The sequence below is a fragment of the Streptomyces sp. LN549 genome (assembly GCF_043203805.1).
Taxonomy (GTDB): Bacteria; Actinomycetota; Actinomycetes; order Streptomycetales; family Streptomycetaceae; genus Streptomyces.
In genome coordinates this window covers 2749405-2766046 of the sequence record NZ_JAZHRI010000002.1, presented here as the reverse complement: position 1 = coordinate 2766046, position 16642 = coordinate 2749405, and the positions used below count along the sequence as shown (strand labels likewise).

The 16642-nt window shown below is 72.3% G+C and carries 14 protein-coding genes, 3 tRNA genes and 1 pseudogene; 6 read left to right on the top strand and 12 right to left on the bottom strand.

What is annotated here, in order from left to right; translation table 11 throughout:
- Window positions 1-153 precede the first annotated feature (153 nt).
- Together SH922_RS12385 and SH922_RS12380 are read right to left on the bottom strand one after the other, a co-directional pair.
- On the bottom strand, window positions 154-1599 hold the full coding sequence (locus SH922_RS12385; protein ID WP_393057899.1) for an FGGY family carbohydrate kinase: 1446 nt from the start codon (window positions 1597-1599) through the stop codon (window positions 154-156).
- 67 nt (window positions 1600-1666) lie between these two features.
- Window positions 1667-1966 (bottom strand): YtxH domain-containing protein, encoded by a 300-nt coding sequence (locus tag SH922_RS12380; protein WP_351003264.1) that lies wholly within the window; start codon window positions 1964-1966, stop codon window positions 1667-1669.
- 191 nt (window positions 1967-2157) lie between these two features.
- Between SH922_RS12380 and SH922_RS12375 the strand changes: the two genes are divergently transcribed.
- From SH922_RS12375 to SH922_RS12365, 3 genes are all read left to right on the top strand, one after another.
- A tRNA-Asn gene (locus SH922_RS12375) sits at window positions 2158-2230 on the top strand.
- A 5-nt stretch (window positions 2231-2235) separates the two neighbouring features.
- A tRNA-Asn gene (locus SH922_RS12370) sits at window positions 2236-2308 on the top strand.
- 256 nt (window positions 2309-2564) lie between these two features.
- Window positions 2565-2638 (top strand) — tRNA-Ile (locus tag SH922_RS12365).
- Window positions 2639-2759: 121 nt separating this feature from the next.
- Here the strand turns inward: SH922_RS12365 and SH922_RS12360 are convergent.
- Together SH922_RS12360 and SH922_RS12355 are read right to left on the bottom strand one after the other, a co-directional pair.
- A pseudogene (locus SH922_RS12360) lies at window positions 2760-2978 on the bottom strand (nucleoside deaminase); the annotation flags it as partial.
- A 29-nt stretch (window positions 2979-3007) separates the two neighbouring features.
- Window positions 3008-3664, bottom strand: coding sequence for a GNAT family N-acetyltransferase (locus SH922_RS12355; RefSeq protein WP_393057896.1), 657 nt, complete (start codon window positions 3662-3664; stop codon window positions 3008-3010).
- Window positions 3665-4181: 517 nt separating this feature from the next.
- Here SH922_RS12355 and SH922_RS12350 point away from each other — a divergent pair.
- Window positions 4182-5009 (top strand): glycoside hydrolase domain-containing protein, encoded by an 828-nt coding sequence (locus tag SH922_RS12350; protein WP_393057894.1) that lies wholly within the window; start codon window positions 4182-4184, stop codon window positions 5007-5009.
- Between the two features lie 421 nt (window positions 5010-5430).
- Complete coding sequence (locus SH922_RS12345; protein WP_393057892.1) at window positions 5431-6723, top strand: MFS transporter; 1293 nt, start codon at window positions 5431-5433, stop codon at window positions 6721-6723.
- Between the two features lie 22 nt (window positions 6724-6745).
- On the opposite strand, the gene SH922_RS12340 is transcribed toward SH922_RS12345, so the two are convergent.
- The 4 genes from SH922_RS12340 to SH922_RS12325 all read right to left on the bottom strand — a co-directional run bounded on the left by SH922_RS12340 (window position 6746) and on the right by SH922_RS12325 (window position 11716).
- Window positions 6746-7543 (bottom strand): VOC family protein, encoded by a 798-nt coding sequence (locus SH922_RS12340; protein WP_393057890.1) that lies wholly within the window; start codon window positions 7541-7543, stop codon window positions 6746-6748.
- A 79-nt stretch (window positions 7544-7622) separates the two neighbouring features.
- Window positions 7623-8975: a carboxyl transferase domain-containing protein gene (locus SH922_RS12335; RefSeq protein ID WP_393057888.1), complete on the bottom strand. Its 1353-nt coding sequence runs from the start codon at window positions 8973-8975 to the stop codon at window positions 7623-7625.
- Window positions 8968-10455: an acyl-CoA synthetase gene (locus SH922_RS12330; RefSeq protein WP_393057886.1), complete on the bottom strand. Its 1488-nt coding sequence runs from the start codon at window positions 10453-10455 to the stop codon at window positions 8968-8970. The genes SH922_RS12335 and SH922_RS12330 overlap by 8 nt, the downstream gene beginning before the upstream one ends.
- A 121-nt stretch (window positions 10456-10576) precedes the next feature.
- On the bottom strand, window positions 10577-11716 hold the full coding sequence (locus SH922_RS12325; RefSeq protein ID WP_393063539.1) for an MFS transporter: 1140 nt from the start codon (window positions 11714-11716) through the stop codon (window positions 10577-10579).
- 208 nt (window positions 11717-11924) lie between these two features.
- Between SH922_RS12325 and SH922_RS12320 the strand changes: the two genes are divergently transcribed.
- The gene (locus SH922_RS12320) at window positions 11925-12356 is read left to right on the top strand and encodes an Lrp/AsnC family transcriptional regulator (protein ID WP_326736033.1); all 432 of its coding nucleotides are present in this window, start codon (window positions 11925-11927) and stop codon (window positions 12354-12356) included.
- Here SH922_RS12320 and SH922_RS12315 read toward each other — a convergent pair.
- The 4 genes from SH922_RS12315 to SH922_RS12300 all read right to left on the bottom strand — a co-directional run bounded on the left by SH922_RS12315 (window position 12334) and on the right by SH922_RS12300 (window position 16598).
- Window positions 12334-13917 (bottom strand): GAF domain-containing protein, encoded by a 1584-nt coding sequence (locus SH922_RS12315; protein WP_393057883.1) that lies wholly within the window; start codon window positions 13915-13917, stop codon window positions 12334-12336. The genes SH922_RS12320 and SH922_RS12315 overlap by 23 nt on opposite strands.
- 20 nt (window positions 13918-13937) lie before the next feature.
- Window positions 13938-14975: a rod shape-determining protein gene (locus SH922_RS12310; RefSeq protein WP_393057881.1), complete on the bottom strand. Its 1038-nt coding sequence runs from the start codon at window positions 14973-14975 to the stop codon at window positions 13938-13940.
- 202 nt (window positions 14976-15177) lie between these two features.
- The gene (locus tag SH922_RS12305; protein ID WP_393057879.1) at window positions 15178-15756 is read right to left on the bottom strand and encodes a hypothetical protein; all 579 of its coding nucleotides are present in this window, start codon (window positions 15754-15756) and stop codon (window positions 15178-15180) included.
- A 470-nt stretch (window positions 15757-16226) separates the two neighbouring features.
- A complete protein-coding gene (locus SH922_RS12300; RefSeq protein ID WP_393057877.1) occupies window positions 16227-16598 on the bottom strand; it encodes a hypothetical protein in 372 nt (123 codons plus the stop codon).
- Between the last annotated feature and the right edge of the window lie 44 nt (window positions 16599-16642).

The window sequence follows — 16642 nt, the reverse complement described above, 5'->3', positions numbered from 1 at the left end:
GTCGGCGAGGTCGGGAGTCGACTCATCTTCGGACACCGTCGGCCGGGACCGCGAACGTTTTAATTCAAGTCCAGGTAAAAAAACGGACCGGGTCCATAATTTTCACGTCCGGGCCTCCCCGGAGGCCCGGACGCGTCACCGAAAACACTCGTCTCAGCGCGCGGAGTCGAACGCCCCCGGGTGGATCTGGTCCCGCGTCGCCACGTACTGCTGGCGCACCGCCTGACCGACCGGCAGCTCGTCGCCGGGCTCCAGCACCTGCGCCGCGGCACCCTGCCACGCCGGGGGAGTGCGGGTGTCCAGCGTTCCCTGGGAGACGCCCAGCGCCCAGGCCGCCTGCCGGGCCGCACCCAGCGCCGCGTACTGCGCCGGCTGCGGCACGACCACCTGAGTGCCCAGCAACGCCGGCGCCAGCCCCTGCACGGCCGGCAGCTCGGCGGCGGCGCCGAGCAGGAACACCCGCCGCACCTCCACCCCACGGCCGCGCAGCACGTCCAGCGCGTCGGCCAGCGAGCAGAGCATCCCCTCGAACGCGGCCCGCGCCAGGTGCTCCGGCTTCATCGACTCGCGCCGCAGCCCGCTCAGCGTTCCGGCAGTGTGCGGCAGATTCGGGGTGCGCTCACCCTCCAGATACGGCAGGAGTACGAGCCCCGAGGCGCCCGGCGTCGACTTCAGCGCCAGTGCCGACAGCTCCTCCAGCCCGTCCAGGCCCAGCATCTCGGCGGTGCCGCGCAGCGCGCGTACCGCGTTCGACGTGTGGACCACCGGCAGATGCATCCCGGTGGCATCGGCGAAGGAGGTGATCATCCCCGTCGGGTCGGCCAGCGCCTCGTGGTGCACCGCCATCACCGAACCCGAGGCCCCCAGCGACACCACGGCATCACCGACCGCGACCCCCAGCCCGAACGCCGCCGCCATCGTCTCGCCCGTACCCGCCGAGATCAGCAGCCCCTCGGGCGTCGTCCCCGCCGCGTCGGACGGACCGAGCACCTCCGGCAGCGCCGCCTGGCGCCCCAGCGCGAGCTCCACCAGCTCCGGCCGGTACGACTCGCTGCCTGCCGACCAGTAACCCGTCCCGGAGGCGGCCCCCCGGTCGGTGGTCCGCCGGGCCGGCCGGCCCAGCAACTGCCACACCAGCCAGTCGTGCGGCTGCAGCACCGCGGCGACCCGCTGCGCCATGTCCGGCTCGGTCCGCGCCAGCCAGCGCAGCTTCGACACGGGCTGCGCGGCCTGCGGCACGGACCCGACCGCCTCGGCCCAGGCCTGCCGCCCGCCGAGCCCGTCGATCAGATCGGCCGCGGCGACCTGCGCCCGCCTGTCGTTGCCGAGCAGCGCCGGACGCACGAGATTGCCCTGGTGGTCCAGCGGCACGAGCCCGTGCTGCTGCGCCGACACACCGATGGCCTGCACCCCTTCGAGGAGCCCGCCGGCGGCGGCCTCACCGAGTGAGAGCAGCCATGCCTGAGGGTCGACCTCGGTTGCCTTCGCGTCGACGGGATGTGCGGCGTATCCCTGGCGCAGTACGGCACCCGAGTCCGTATCGCAGACCACGATGTGCGTGAAGGCGGAAGAACTGTCCAAGCCGGCGACTATGCCCATACACAGATTCTGCCGCACCCCCGGAGGTTTCCCGTACCGGTGGTGCGGCAGACGTGGAGATGCCGACTCAGGTGTTGGTCGTTCCCCAGTCGTCCTCGCCGTTGGCCCCGCGCCCGCGCAGCGACCGCACCCGGTCCGCCACCGACGCCGGGACCTTCTCGCCGACCTTCTCCTCGACCGCGTGGTACGCCTTCCCGGCGAACTGGCGACCGCTCTGGGCCGCCGTCTCGCAGGTGTTGCGCACGGCCGGGTTCTGGGCGAACTGGCGTGCGGACTTCTTCAGCTGCTCGTAACGCTCGCGCCCGGCACGCGTGCCGAGTACGTAACCGAGGGCCACTCCGGCGATGAACGTGAGCCGGTACCGCATGGCTGCCACCCTTCCTTCGCTCCGTCTTCGCTCCGTGCGACGTGTGCTGCTCGCCTACCCGCAGGCGCCCGAGATCACCCCGGGCGATACCGATTGGCAAAGCACCCCCCTGCTTGCGCTAATGTATGTGTCGCAGCGAACGTGCGCCGCCCGGCAGCAGCCAGGCAGGTACGTTCGAGGCAACGCAGCAATCCCCTGTAGCTCAATTGGCAGAGCAGCCGGCTGTTAACCGGCAGGTTACTGGTTCGAGTCCAGTCGGGGGAGCGCGATCCCCTGTAGCTCAATTGGCAGAGCATTCGGCTGTTAACCGGAGGGTTACTGGTTCGAGTCCAGTCGGGGGAGCGGAACGGAAGAGGACCCTGCGGGGTCCTTTTTCGTGTGCCCGGGTCCGGTCCGCGAGGATCGCGCCCGGGGGTCGGAACCGTGGTGAGCGTGAGGCTCGCGTGACTCTTTCGCGTCAACTTCTCGTCACCCGGAACCGGGCAGCGAGCAGCGCGGTCTTCATGGTCACGAGTAGCCGGGCACCCGGAGCGAGAGATCGTATGACCGGCTATGCTGCGGCAGACGGCGCGCACACATGTACGCGCCACGCCGAAACGGGGCGGTAGCTCAGCCGGTTAGAGCAGCGGACTCATAATCCGTCGGCCGTGGGTTCGAGTCCCACCCGCCCCACCGAGCGTCCCCAGGCAGAATCGTTCCGAACTGGGGAAACGCGTTTTGCAGGGGCTTTTTGCGTGTGGCGTTCACCTCACGCAGGTGTGGTGAACGCGAGTCCTCGTACATCGGCGACGGCTCAGCAGTAGTACCCCTCGAACACGGCTCGTACCTCGTCGAGCAGCGCGGGGCCGTGCTGTGGCACGGGCGGCTGGCCGCTGCCCGGTCTGATGTCCAGGAGCTGGTCGTTGGACAGGGCGTACACCACGCGTCGTAGCCCGGCCCGCTGGATGACCGCCTCGCACATGCCGCACGGCTGGCAGCTGGTGTACATCGTGGTGGCCGGCCCGCTTCTCGCGGGCCGTTTCGAGCTCGTCCTCGGCCCGCTCATGCCTCGACCCGGCCCGTGTCTCGCGTAGCACCGGTCAGCGGGGCCAGAACACGCCACCCTGCGCTCTCGTACAGGGCCCGGCCCTCCGGCGTCGCGCCCAGCACACCCGCCGTGGCGCCCTGTCCGGCCGCGGCGGTGGCGAGCGTGCTCATCACCAGGCGTCCCAGGCCGCGGCGCTGGTGGGCCGGGTCGGTCTCGACCTGGTCGACAACGGCGGTGGAGCCGGTGACGGCGATCTGACCGCGCGCCGCGAAGGCGCCGTCCGCGGTGCGCACCAGGGCGCGGACCACGCCGTCGCGGCTCCACGTACGCAGCCGGTAGCCGTCGGGGACCTCGGCCCGGGCTGCGCGCAGCGAGGCGGACATCAGGTAGCCGGGGCCGCCCGCGAGGGACCAGCCGGGGGCCAGCCACGGGGTGAGCGTCTCCGGTGACACGAACGTCTTCAGCCAGATGCCCGGCATGGGGGCGTTCTCGGTGATCTTGCGGACGGTCGCCTCGTCGGCGGTGGTCAGGACGTGGCGCATGACGTGCTTGGACAGCCCGACATCGATGGTGAAACCCCCGGGGCGGGCCGCCGGTTCGGCCGCGCCACGTGAAACGGCCCAGCCTTCGACCCACGCTCCTACGGCTTCGGCTGTGTTCCTGAAAGGCAAGGTTCCTCCCGGCGTAAGTGGTGACTCCGTGGTGAGCCTATTACATCAGAGGTGGGGGCGGCCTGCGAGGGGTTAAGGGTTGCCGGAGGGACGGGGTGCCCGCGCGGTCGATCGACACCGGTCGGCCCGCCGTGACTTCGGCGTGGGTGATCTTTTACGTGGCGCTTCGTCCAGTGGAGAATCCGTGCGGCGGGGAAGTAGTGTGGCGAACGCCTGACCGATCCCCTTTCGAGCCGAATCGAGGAGGATCGGGCTGGCCGGCAACGGGCTGGAACGTCCGTTGTTTCGGCGCCTTCGCAGGTGAAGTGGGTCACGTGAATGGGTCCGAGTCCCACTCGCCTCATCGAGGAAGCCCAGGGGGAGCCGTTCCGGCCTGGGAAACGAAATCTCGGCGATTTCGCCTCGGGCAGGCGCCTCTCGCTGGTGAGGTGCGGCAGGGCCCTGGCACAGCTCCTTGCGAGTCGCCGTTTGTGGGTGTGTCGGATGCGGCCGTGAGCCGCACTGAATGGGGTGGGGAATGTCCAGACATCGGCTGTCCAAGAAGAGCCGTTACATCGCGTGGGCGACCGCGGGTGCTGCCGTGGTCGCGGGTGCCGGATTCGCGGCACAGACGTCCATGGCCGCCGGCGCCTGGCCTGCGCAGAAGACCTACACCGGCCGGGCGTTCGACGCCTGTACCGCGCCCTCGCTCAGCGCGATGAAGGCGTGGCACACGGGGTACTACGGCGCCGCCGCCGTCTACATCGGCGGGAAGAACCGTGGCTGCGCCCAGCCCAACCTGACCAAGCCCTGGGTGAAGTCGGTCAGCGCCACCGGATGGAAGCTCATCCCGCTCTACGTCGGCGCGCAGCCGCCCTGCCAGAAGAGCGCGAACCGGGAGAGGTTCACCACCTCCACGGCCGCCTCCGTCGGAGCGAGCAACGCCAAGGACGCCATCGCCAAGGCATCAGCGCTCGGAATGAAGGCCGGCAGCCCCATCTACCTGGACATGGAGCCGTACGCCATCACCGACAAGGCGTGCAACAACGCCGTCCTGACGTACGTGCGCTCCTTCACCAAGACTCTGCGCAACGCCACTTACCGTGGCGGCTTCTACGGCTTCAGCAGTTCCAGCGCCAAGGCCATCGCCACCGCCACGAACAAGACGGACCTGCCGGGCAACCTCTGGTACGCACTGTGGGACAAGAAGAACACGACCACCACGGACTGGCCGTGGCAGCCGACCCAGTTCACCAACCACAGCCGCGCCCACCAGTACATGGTCAACAGCAAGGAAAGCCGCGGCGGTTACACCATCACCGTCGACCGAAACGCATGGGACGCCCCGGTCGCGATCATCGGCTGACGGGCATGGAGGCGCACACCGGGACCACACGGTCCCGGCATGCGCCGTCCTCGTCGACCACCTGAGGTGGACGAGGCCGTCGGTGGTGACGGTCGGGCGGCCGGCGGTGCCTGCCCCGACGACCTTGGTCAGCTTCCATGCGGTGGCGGCGGACTTGGCCGTGTGCGAAGCGCTCGTCGTGGCCGGTCCGTAGGCCTTCGCCGGTGGTGCGACCAGCCGTACCTCCTTGTGGGCCGCGCTGTCGGTGGCCTTCCAGCTCGGCTTCACAGGGACGGCGGCGGTGTTCACGGTGCCGCTGCGCGGGTTCAGGGCGGGTTCGGCGGTGAAGGAGGGGGCCTTCGTCTCCGCGACGACGGTGGCGGAGGCACTGGTCGATGTCTTGCCCGATCAGCCCCCTCGGGACCGGTCGTTACCATTCCCCGTGACCGAATCCCTGACCGAACCGGCGGACGCGGCCGATGAGTCGGCTCCCCGGACCCGGATACTCGCCGACCTGACCCCGCTGCGCACCTCCCCCGACTACCGGCGGCTCTGGTTCGGGAACACGGTCTCCTGGGTCGGCCAGGGCATGACGTCGCTCGCCGTCTCGCTCCAGGTGTACGACCTCACCGGCTCCGCCTTCTCCGTCGGGCTCATCGGATTCTGCTCGCTCGTGCCGCTGGTCGTCTTCGGACTGTACGGCGGAGCCGTCGCCGACACGGTCGACCGGCGCAAGCTCGGTCTGGTCAGCGCCTTCGGGTCGTTCCTGCTGTCGGTGGGGCTGGTGACGTGCACCGTGGCCGGCGTGGAACAGGTCGGGCTGCTGTACGGGGTCGTCGCCCTCCAGGCCGTCTGCTTCGCGCTCAACTCGCCCGCCCGCAGCTCGATGATCGCCCGCCTGCTCCCGGCCGAACAGCTGCCCGCCGCCAACGCGCTGAACTCCATCACCAGCACCACGGGCATGCTCGTCGGACCGATGCTCGGCGGGCTCATCGTCGGCTGGTGGGGGTACCGGGCCGCGTACGGCGTCGACGCGGTCACCTTCACGGCCTCGCTGTACGCGATGTGGCGGCTGCCCTCGATGCTGCCGGAGCGGGGCGAGAAGAAGGCCGGGGACGCGAAACGTGCCTCCGTCATGGACGGGCTGCGGTTCCTCGGGACCCGGCCCACCTTGCGGATGACCTTCCTCAGCGATCTGTGCGCCATGGTGCTCGCCCACCCACGCGCCCTGTTCCCCGTCGTCGCCGTGCTCTGGTACGGGGGCGACGCGAAGACCACCGGACTGCTGGTCGCCGCCCCGGCGCTCGGGGCGCTGCTGGGCGGGGTGTTCTCCGGCTGGCTGGGGCGGATCCGGCGGCACGGCCTGGCGGTGCTGCTCGCCGTCGCGAGCTGGGGCACCGCCGTCGCCGTCTTCGGGCTGACCCGCCAGCTCTGGCTCGGGCTGATCTTCCTGGCCCTCGCAGGTGCCGCCGACACCACCTCCATGGTCTTCCGCAACACCATGCTCCAGGCGGCCGTGCCCGACCAGATGCGGGGCCGGCTCCAGGGCGTGTTCATCGTGGTGGTGGCGGGTGGCCCGCGGCTCGGGGACTTCCTGGCCGGGTCCGTCGCCGATCTGGCGTCCCCGGGCCTCGCTGTGACCGGTGGCGGGATCGCGTGTGTGGTCGCGGTGGCGCTGCTGGCACTGCGGTGGCCCGGGTTCGCGCGCTATGACGCGCGCGACCCCGGGGCCTGACCCGGCGCGGCCGGGCGACCGGTCAGGAAACGTCCTCGATCTTGGGCATGTCGCCCCCGGTCGTCGTGCCGTCGATCAGCGAGAAGGTGGCGCCCTGCGGGTCGGTCAGCGCGGCGAACCGGCCGAAGGGCATCGTCATCGGGCCGAACCGGAGTTCCGCCCCGAGCGCCTTCGCCTTCTCCACCGCCGCGTCGCAGTCCGCGACCGTGAAGTACACGTTCAGATGCGGCGGCACCTCGGGCGGGAACTCGTCCGTCATCTTCATCCGGCCGAGGACTGGGTCCGCGCCCAGGTCGTACAGCGTGAAGTCGACCGCGTCGTCGACCATGCGCTTCACCCCGTACCCGAAGACCGACGGGAAGAAGGCGTCCGACTTCTCCGGCTCCCGGGTGAAGATCTCGGCCCAGGCGTACGCACCGGGCACCGCCCGCGCCTCGAAACCCTCGTGGGTGCCCGCCTGCCACACCCCGAAGGCCGCCCCGCCCGGGTCGCTCGCCAGCACCATCGTGCCGAACTCACCGACCTGCATCGGCTCCACCAGGACCTTGCCGCCGTTCTCGCGGACCTTCGTGGCGGTGGCCGCCGCGTCCGGTGACGCGAGGTACAGACACCAGGCGGCGGGTACGTCCTGGCCGGGCACGGGCGGCATCAGGGCGGCGACCGCCTTGCCGTCCACGTAGGCCTGCGTGTAGTTGCCGAACTCGGGCAGCGAGTCGCCGTACGTCCAGCCCAGTACCTCACCGTAGAAGCGCTTCGCTCCTTCGAGGTCGCCGAACGTCGCGTCGGCCCAGCACGGTGTGCCTTCCGGTTCTGCGGCCATGACCGGTCATCTCCTCAGGTGTGAATGGCCCCTCTGACACGCTAGCCATCCCTCGCCTCCTCTGCGCGTCGGACACGGGTCAGCGCCCACCCGGCGGGTCCGGCCGTACCACCGAGCGGGCGACGCCGAGGTCCACCAGGTCCTGCGGGCGCAGTCGCAGCTGCTCGGCCGTGGCGTGCGCCTGATCCGGGGCGCGCTTCAGGATCGCCGCGGCGAGCTCCGGGGCGATGACGGAGAAGTAGCTGTCCGCGGTCACGTGGGTGCTGCCCGGTGCGGCCAGGGCCAGCGCCCCGCCCGAGCCGCCCTCGCCGATCACCAGGGTGGTGACGGGGACCCGGGCCGCCGCTATCGCCGCGAAGGCGTCGGCGATGGCCGCGCCCGCGCCGGCCCGCTCCGCCTCCGCGTCGTTGGCCGCGCCCGGGGTGTCGACCAGGGTGAGGACCGGGATCCCGAGCCGGTCGGCCAGCCGGATCACCCGGGCCGCGGTGCGATAGCCCGCCGGGCGGGTGGCTGTGCCGCACTGTGCCACGTACGCGACCGGCTCGCCCTCGTGCAGCCCGAACCCGCAGAGCAGCCCCGGGTCCGTGCCGCCGCAGCGGTCCCCGCTCAGGGGGAGCCGCAGGGTGAAGTAGGTGTCCAGATACGCCTCGGCGTGCGGCCGGGTCGCGGACCGGGCCCGGAGCACGGCGTCCCAGCCGGTGCGGGGGAGCCCCGCCGAGGAGAGCGCGGCCGGGACCGGGGCGGGGGTGGGCGGGGCGTCGCGGCGGGCGAGGAGCCGGAGCCAGTGGCCCACCGCGGCCGGCAGCTCGCCGGGTGGGACGACCGCGTCGATCTGACCGGCCGCCAGCTGGCCCTCGGCGGTGTAGGCACCGGGGTCCGCGTCGGCCGGCCGAACCCGGGAACCGGCGAACCCGACCTGCGCCCCCGGCAGCGCCAGGATCACATCGGCGCCCGCACCCAGGGTCGCCCAGCCGCCGCCGGTCGTCGGGTCGCGCAGGACCGCGAGCTGCGCCGGGCCGGCAGCCCGCAGCCGGGCCGACGCACGGGCCACCCGGTGCAGCTGGGTGAGCGCGATCATGCCCTCCTGCATCCGGCTGCCGCCCGTCGCGATGAGCGAGACGAGGGGGAGCCGCCGGGCCGTGGCCTCCTCGTACGCCGCCTCCAGCCGGTCGCCCGTGCGCTGTCCGAGCGAGCCGCCGAGGAAGCCGAACTCGAAGGAGATCAGGACGCATGGCCGGCCGCCGATCGTGGCGGTGCCGTGGACGACGGACTCCTGCTCACCGGTACGGGCGGCTGCCCGGGCCCGGGAGTCGGCGTAGCCGGACCAGTCGAGCGGTCCGTCGGCCGCGGTGTCCCTGGCGGGTGCGGTGGACTCGGTGAAGTCGGCGGTGAGAGCGGTGATCGCCTCCCTGGCCGTCAGCCGGTCAGCCATGGAGGGCCCGCTTCATGATCTTGCCCAGGTCGTTGCGCGGCAGCGCGTCCAGGTAGCGGACCGTGCGCGGTCGCTTGTGCGGGGAGAGCTGGGCCGCGACGTGGTCCGCCAGCGCGGTGGCCGAGGGCGGGGCGGCGGGATCGGCAGGCACCACCCAGGCGACGACCCGCTCGCCCAGGTCCGGATCCGGCTCACCGGTGACGGCGGCCTCGCGGACGCCCGGGTGGTCCAGGAGCGCGTTCTCGATCTCGCCGGCCCCGATCTTGTAGCCGCCGCTCTTGATGAGGTCGGTGGCCTTGCGGCCGACGATCCGTACGTACCCGTCGGGGTCGAGCGTGGCCATGTCGCCCGTACGGAACCAGCCGTCGGCGGTGAGCGCCGCGGCCGTGGCGTCGGGGCGGTTCAGGTATTCGGTGAACAGGTTCGGGCCGCGCACCTGGATCTCGCCGATGGACCCGGGGTCCGCGAGCGGGGTGCCGTCCTCCTCCACCAGGCGGAGTTCGACGCCGAGGAGGGGTGCGCCGACCGTACCGGGACGCGGTTCGCCGTCGGCCCGTACGCCTGTGTTCATCAGCGTCTCCGTCATGCCGTACCGCTCGATGACCCGGCGGCCGGTCGCGGCCGCGATCCGTTCGTGGTCGTGGACCGGCAGCGCGGCCGATCCGGAGACCAGCAGCCGGGCGCCCGCGAGGGCCTTCGCGAGGCCGTCCGACGCCGACGGGTCCGCCAGCACGTCCGCCAGCCGGTGGTACATCGTCGGCACACCGAACAGCATCGTGCCGCCGGAGCCCAGCTCCCGGGCCACGCCCTCCGCGGAGAACCGGCCGAGATGGCGCACCGAGCCGCCCCGGCGCAGCGGGCCGAGGATGCCGAGGATCAGGCCGTGCACATGGAACAGCGGCAGGGCGTGGACGAGGACGTCGTCCCCGGTCCACTGCCAGGCGTCCTCCAGCGCGTCCAGCGAGGCGGCGATCGCCCGGCGCGGCAGGACGGCCCCCTTGGGCGGGCCGGTGGTGCCGGAGGTGTACACGACCAGGGCGGGGGCCTCGGGCGGCGGTTCGGGGAACCCCGCACCGGCGGGGCCAGCCTCCGCGGTCACGGCCTCGCCCTTCGCCGGACCATCCGTGGTCACGTCGAGCCGTTCCAGCGCCGCCAGGGCGGGCGGCAGTACGTCGGACGCCGAGGCCAGCACCGTCGTCGGTGTGCTGTCGGCGACGATGTGTGCCAGCTCCCGTTCGCCCGTCTTCGGGTTCAGCGGTACGGCGGGGACTCCTGCCCGTAGCGCGGCCACCACCGCGATCACGGTCTGCGCGGTGGGTGTGGCCCATACCGCGACCCGGCCCGCGCCGGCGATCCGGGCCGCGAGCGAGTCCGCTGCGGCGGCCAGCTGTGCGTAGGACAGGGAGACTTCGTCGAAACGGACGGCTTCGCGGGCGGCCACCGGGGCGGCCGCGTCCTGGAGTGCAGGCAGAAGTGGCATCACCCTGCGAACCCTAGAGCGCCGAAGCGCCTGCGGTCCTGGAACGGGAGTCGACCGGCCCTTGACCGGCCCTCGGGCGGTCCGTGGACGGCCCTTCACGGGCTCCGAAGGGTGCCCGGATTCAGGCGTCCCGCTGGATGTTGCGCATCCGCCCGTACGCGTACACGCAGCCCGCCAGCGCCAGGTCGGACAGCAGCATGAAACCGATCGAGTAGGAGCCCTTCGAGCTGTAGATCGCCCCCATCACCAGCGGTGGCACGAAGCCGCCGAGGCCGCCCATCGCGCCGACGATGCCGGTGACGCTGCCCACCTTCGCCTGCGGCGTCACCTGGGAGACCAGGGCGAAGACGCTGCCGCTCGCGGTGCCGAGTCCGGCCGCCATGACGAGCAGGGCGATCGTGCCGCCGGGCACCAGCTTCGGGTCGAAGGCCTGGACGATGGCCATCAGGGCGGCGACGCCGAGCGCGGCCGAGGAGACCAGTGCCGGGTGCATCCGGTCCGAGAGCCAGCCGCCGATCGGCCGGAAGATGACCGTGACCAGGGCGAATCCGGCTGCCTTCGTGCCGGCGTCGGTCGGCGAGAGCTCGTACCAGGTCTTCAGATACGTCGGCAGATAGACGCCGAACGCGACGATGCCGCCGAAGCCGATCGCGTACAGCGCGGACAGCTCCCAGGTGACCCGCAGCCGGCCGGCCGAGCCCAGCCGGTGGGCCAGCGAGTCGGTCGGCACCTGGCGGCCCGGACGGTCGTTGACCAGCACCGCCGCCAGCGCCGCGTACACCACGAGCGCGCCGGCGACCACGAGGAAGGGCAGGTTGTCGCCGTGCTCGGCGATCCGCGGGGTGAAGTAGCCGGACAGGGCGACGCCGCCCATGCCCATGCCGAACACCCCGAGCGCGAGGCCGCGATCGGCGGGCGGGAACCACGAGTTGACCAGCGGGATGCCGATCGCGAACGTCGTGCCGCCCAGACCCAGCAGGAAGCCCACGGCCAGCATCGCGCCGTAGGAGTCCCTCGCCGGGATCAGCAGCAGCACCGGCACGACGGTGAGCGCCGAGACCAGCGGGAACATCAGCCGCGCACCGTACTTGTCGGTGAGCGCACCCACCGGGATGCGGCCCAGCGAGCCGACGAGCACCGGCACGGCGACCAGCAGGGACTGCTGGAACGAACTCAGGCCGAGCCGGTCCTTGTAGTCCGCGGACATGGGCGCGATCAGGTTCCAGGCCCAGAAGGTGAGCGCGAAGCCGATCGTGGCCATCACGAGGTTGCGGTACGCGGCGCCGGAGGGCTTGTCGGCGGCCGGAGCCGGTGACTGCTGGGCTGCTGTTTCCACACGGTCAGTCAAGTGCGGAAGGGGGGCGTGAGCCCGTCGGGTTACGCCGAACGAGGGCCCGCAACGGCGGCCTGCCAGGGGGATACCGACGTCTCCGCAGTCGCGATCGGCCGGAAGCTGGGACAATCGCGGTATGGACCGTCTGGACAGGGAAATCCTCGGCGTTCTCCAGGAGGACGCACGGATCTCGTACCGCGATCTGGGGACACGGGTCGGGCTCAGCGCGAACGCGGCGGCCGACCGGGTGCGCCGGCTGCGCCGGGACGGCGTCATCCGCGGCTTCACCGTGATCATCGACCCCGCCGCCGACACCAGGACCGGGCTCGTCGTCTTCATCGATGTGACCCTGCGGACGGACACCACCAACGAGGTGTTCGAGCGGGCGGTGCTGACCCTGCCCGGTATCACCGAAGTGGTGCACGTGACGGGCGGGCACGACTACCTCGTACGGGCCACGGCCGCCGACACCGCGGCCCTGGACGGACTGCTGCGCAGACTCAAGCGCGAGGCCGGCGTCGCCCACTCCAGCACCAGGATCGCGCTCAGAGCGGCGCCTGCCAGATGACGGTCGGCGCGCGCGAACCGTCAGGTTCGCGCCCGTCGTCGGCGACCGCGAGCCGGACCGCGGCCCGGCCGTCGGGCAGCGCGGCCGTCGCGTCCACCTCCACCTCGATCGCCGACACCCCGGGCCGCCGGTGCGCGGCGGCCAGCGCACCGCGCAGCGCGGCAAGCAGCTGCCCGTCCAGCGGGTCCCGTACGAGCGCGTCCACCGCACCGGTGAAGTGCACCGAGGGCTGGAACCCGAGCACCGCGGCCGCGCCGCTGGCCTCCCGCAGCACCCGGCCACGGAAGGTGGTGGGTGCCTCGGCGGGCGGCTGCTGGAGAGCGAAGATGGCCGTCCGCACCTCCTGGATCGTGGAGTCCAGCTCGTCGACGGCCCGGCCGAGCAGCTCGTCCGTGTCCCCGGCGCCGGCCCGCCGGCGGGTCGACTCCAGCATCATCTCGGTGGCGAACAGCCGCTGGACGACGAGATCGTGCAGATCGCGGGCGATCCGGTCCCGGTCCTCGTACACCGCCAGCTGCTCGCGGTCGTGCTGGGAGTCCGCCAGGACCAGGGCGAGCGCGGCCTGGGAGGCGAACTGGGCGGCCAGCAGCCGGTCCACGTCGGTGTACGGACGGGCGCCGCGCCGCCGGGGCAGGGCGAGGGTGCCGATGAGCCGCCCGCCGCTCTGCAGCGGCAGCATCATGCTGGGGCCGAAGCGGGAGCGTACCGGGGTGGTCATCCGGGGATCGGTCGCCGAGTCGTCGACGAAGACCGCCTCGCCGCCCAGCAGCTGGACCAGGACGGGGGAGCCGGGGGCGATCGCCGTTCCCACGAGACCGGCCGGATCCTCCAGAGTGGACGCGACGACGATCTCCATGCCGCCCTCCTCGTTGGGCTGGAGGATCACCCCGGCCGACGCGTCGCTGAGGATTCTGGCCCTTTCGGCCACGGTCATCAGGGCGTCGGAGGCGTTCTCGCCGGTCAGCAGCGTGTTGGTGACCGCTGCCGCGCCCTCGATCCAGCGTTCCCGCTGCCGGGCGCTCTCGTACAGCCGGGCGTTGCCGATCGCGATGCCGGCCTGCGAGGCGAGGACCCGGAGCAGCGTCATATCGGTGTCGCTGAAGTGCCCGGTGTGTTTCTCGGCCAGGTAGATGTTCCCGAAGACCCTGTGGTGGACCCGGATCGGGGCGCCGAGGAACGAGTGCATACGGGGGTGGCCGGGCGGCACGCCGCAGGCGCGGGGGTCGGTGGTCAGGTCGTCGGAGCGCAGCGGTTGCGCCTGCTCGATGAGCGCGCCGAGCAGGCCCGTGTGCCCGTCGGGCAAGTCACCGATGGCCGCCTGCTCGCTCTCGCTCATCCCGGTGACGAACAGCTCGCTGATCGTGCCGCTCCCGGGGTCCAGGACCCCGAGCGCGCCGTAGCGGGCCTCGGTCAGCGCGGTGGCGGTGTCGATGATCTGCTGAAGGGTGGCGCGCAGTTCGAGGTCGGTGCCGACGCTCAGCACCGCCTCCAGCAGCATCGGCAGCCGCGGTGACTCGGGGACACCGCGGCCGGGTGCCGCGCCGCGTGGTTCGTCGGTCATGCGCCGGGCCCGTGCGGGACTCAGCCGGCGAGCGGGTCGAGGACCAGGGGGCTGATCTTGCCGTCCAGCATGGCGCCCAGCCCGAGGACGGAGCAGACGTCGGGCCGCTCGGCGATGTGTACCGGCATGCCCGTCGCGTCGCGCAGCATCTGGTCCAGGCCGGGCAGCAGCGCGCTGCCGCCGACCATCATGATCCCGCAGTCGGCGAGGTCGGCCACCAGATCGGGCGGGCAGTCCCGCAGGATCTTGCCCAGCCCGTCGAGGACCGCGGTCAGCGGGCGGTGGATCGCCTGCCGCACCGCTGCGGTGTCGACCTGCACGGAACGGGCCAGGCCGGTCGCCACGTCCCGCCCGTGGATCTCGGTCACGGCGGGACCGTACGGGGTCAGTCCGTTGCCGCTGAGCGCCAGTTGGAGGGGGCGTACGGACTGGCTGGGCAGCATCAGCTCGTGGTACTGGCGCAGGTGCTGGATCACCGCGTGGTCGATGGCGTCGCCGCCGATGGGGATGCGTACCGCGGTCACGATCGAACCGAGGGAGAGCACCGCGATCTGGGTGGTCGCGGCCCCGCACACCATGATCATGGTGGCGGTCGGCTGCTCGACCGGCAGTCCGCAGCCGACGGCCGCCGCGATCAGGGTGTCGACGAGCTCGACCCGGCGGGCCCCGAGTCCGACCAGGGTCTCGACGGCGGCGCGCTGGGCGAGCGGATCGCTGTCGTGCGGGGTGCAGGCGGCGGCGCGCAGCCGCGGCTTGCGGCGCAGCTGGCGGCGGAGCTTCTCACCGAGCAACTGGCGCAGCATGCGCTGCGCCATGTCGATGTCGACGACGGTTCCGCCGGAGACCGGACGGACCACCCGGATGTAGTCGGGGGTGCGCCCCGTCATCTGCTCGGCGAGCGCGCCGACGGCGATGAGCGAGCCCGTACGGGTGTTGACGGCGGCGGCACTCGGTTCGTCGACGACGAGCCCGAGCCCCTTGATGTACACCCGGGTGCGGGCGGCCCCGAGGTCGACGGCGACATGGCAACGGCGCAACTGCTCAAGGCTGACGGTCACAGGTTCTCCCGAGAGCGCTGATGGGGGACCGACGGGCAGCCGGTTCTCTTCGCATCGTGCGCCGTTCGGGGGCATCGTGCGCGTTGGGATACGCCGGAGGAGGTACGGAGCTGACGGTTCGTCGGACCTGCGGGCCCGGCCCGGACCAAGCCGCCCGGTGGGCGTCGCGAGCCGGACGAGGCCCTGCGGACACGACCTGGCTTCAGCCGCCCGGACGGCCGGGGAGCAGCCGCTGGAACAGCCCCCAGGTGAACTCGGCGACGAACGGGGTACCGGTGGCCCCGTCGGTGATCGCGAGGGCCCACCGGGTCGGCGCACTGCCCTCCATCGGACGGGCCGGCGCGAACGCCCGCGCGACCTCGTTCACGGTGCACGACCAGGGGCGCAGATCCTCGGCCGTACCGAGCGCGGGGGCGGCCGCGCCCGGAGCCCGGACCAGCCACTCGTTCCACACCGCCCCGCCCGGCGCCACCATCACCTCGAACCGCAGGTCCGGCCAGAGCGGCACCGGCCAGAACAGTGCGTCGCACTCCAGATCGCCGATCGTGCGGCGCAGGGACGCCTCGGGCTCGCCGAGCACCGCACGGTAGCGGCGCAGTGCCCCTCGGCCCCGAGGCGCCCGCGACATGGCCTGCCAGCGGCGGTTGGCCTCACGCATCTCGGCGAGAGTGGCACTCAGCTCGTGCCGGGCGTCCTCGACGAGGCCGGGCTGGTGGTCGGCCATCCGGCGCAGCAGGACGAGTTGGAACTCGCGAGGGCCGAAAGGGGCGGCAGTGGTCATGGAGTCAACGGTTCCACACAGGATCCTCACCTGAGCGGCTTTCTCCGTTGTCCGGCTGGCATCTAATCTGCGGGCGCCATGGATTATTGCCAGCCCTGTCAGCGGCATCTCAACGGCGCCCTGGCCTGCGCCGGATGCGGAACCCCCGCGGAGGCGCTGAGCCCCTACGCCGTGTCTGCGCCCTTCGGTCACGAGCCGGAAGCGCGGGACGATCGGGCCGCGCCGCTCCCGTCCGGGGGCCGTCGCCGCCGGGGGCGCGATGCTGCCCGGACACGGGGCGGTACGCACGGCGGACACGGCCCGGGCCGCAGGCGCGCGGCTCCGGACGAGCGGCCGCGCCGGGGCCGCCGGGGCCGCAGCCGTCGGGGCCGTACGGTCCTGCTTGGCCTGCTCGGGGTGGTCCTCGCGGCCGGTGCGCTGAGCCTGGCCGAGCTGGCGACCGAACCGGACGGCGGCGATGGCGCCTCGGACTACGTACGTGAATCGGTGTCCGCCACCACCGCTCCCGCCCCGCTGCCGTCGGTGAGCGACACGGCCGAACCGCCCGGACCGGTGAGGAAGCCCGTGGGCAGTCCCTCGGTCGTCCCGGCCACCGACGCCCACTCCCCGGGCGCCACCCGGACCGGCCGGGCCACGCGCGAGGCGCGCCCCGGCGGCGTCACATCCGCCCCGGCGGCATCCGCCCCGGCCTCCGTACCGTCGTCGGCGGCTCCGTCGGTCACCACCGGTGGTCCGTCGGAGCCGGGCGGTACGGGCGACAGCCCGTCGCCGTCCGCGACTCCGCCGAGGCCCACCCCCACCGCCCCGACACCCACGCCGTCGCCGACCCCGTCGGACGACACCTGCTGGTTCCCGTGGTTCTGCTGAGCGCCTGACGCGGGGAGGC

Coding starts and splice junctions, on each gene's coding strand:
- SH922_RS12325 (WP_393063539.1), bottom strand. CDS start 11,716: ATGGCCACGATCGGCTTCGCGCTCACCTTCTGGGCCTGGAACCTGATC.
- SH922_RS12385 (WP_393057899.1), bottom strand. CDS start 1,599: ATGGGCATAGTCGCCGGCTTGGACAGTTCTTCCGCCTTCACGCACATC.
- SH922_RS12350 (WP_393057894.1), top strand. CDS start 4,182: ATGTCCAGACATCGGCTGTCCAAGAAGAGCCGTTACATCGCGTGGGCG.
- SH922_RS12320 (WP_326736033.1), top strand. CDS start 11,925: ATGGACCGTCTGGACAGGGAAATCCTCGGCGTTCTCCAGGAGGACGCA.
- SH922_RS12335 (WP_393057888.1), bottom strand. CDS start 8,975: ATGGCTGACCGGCTGACGGCCAGGGAGGCGATCACCGCTCTCACCGCC.
- SH922_RS12305 (WP_393057879.1), bottom strand. CDS start 15,756: ATGACCACTGCCGCCCCTTTCGGCCCTCGCGAGTTCCAACTCGTCCTG.
- SH922_RS12380 (WP_351003264.1), bottom strand. CDS start 1,966: ATGCGGTACCGGCTCACGTTCATCGCCGGAGTGGCCCTCGGTTACGTA.
- SH922_RS12315 (WP_393057883.1), bottom strand. CDS start 13,917: ATGACCGACGAACCACGCGGCGCGGCACCCGGCCGCGGTGTCCCCGAG.
- SH922_RS12340 (WP_393057890.1), bottom strand. CDS start 7,543: ATGGCCGCAGAACCGGAAGGCACACCGTGCTGGGCCGACGCGACGTTC.
- SH922_RS12330 (WP_393057886.1), bottom strand. CDS start 10,455: ATGCCACTTCTGCCTGCACTCCAGGACGCGGCCGCCCCGGTGGCCGCC.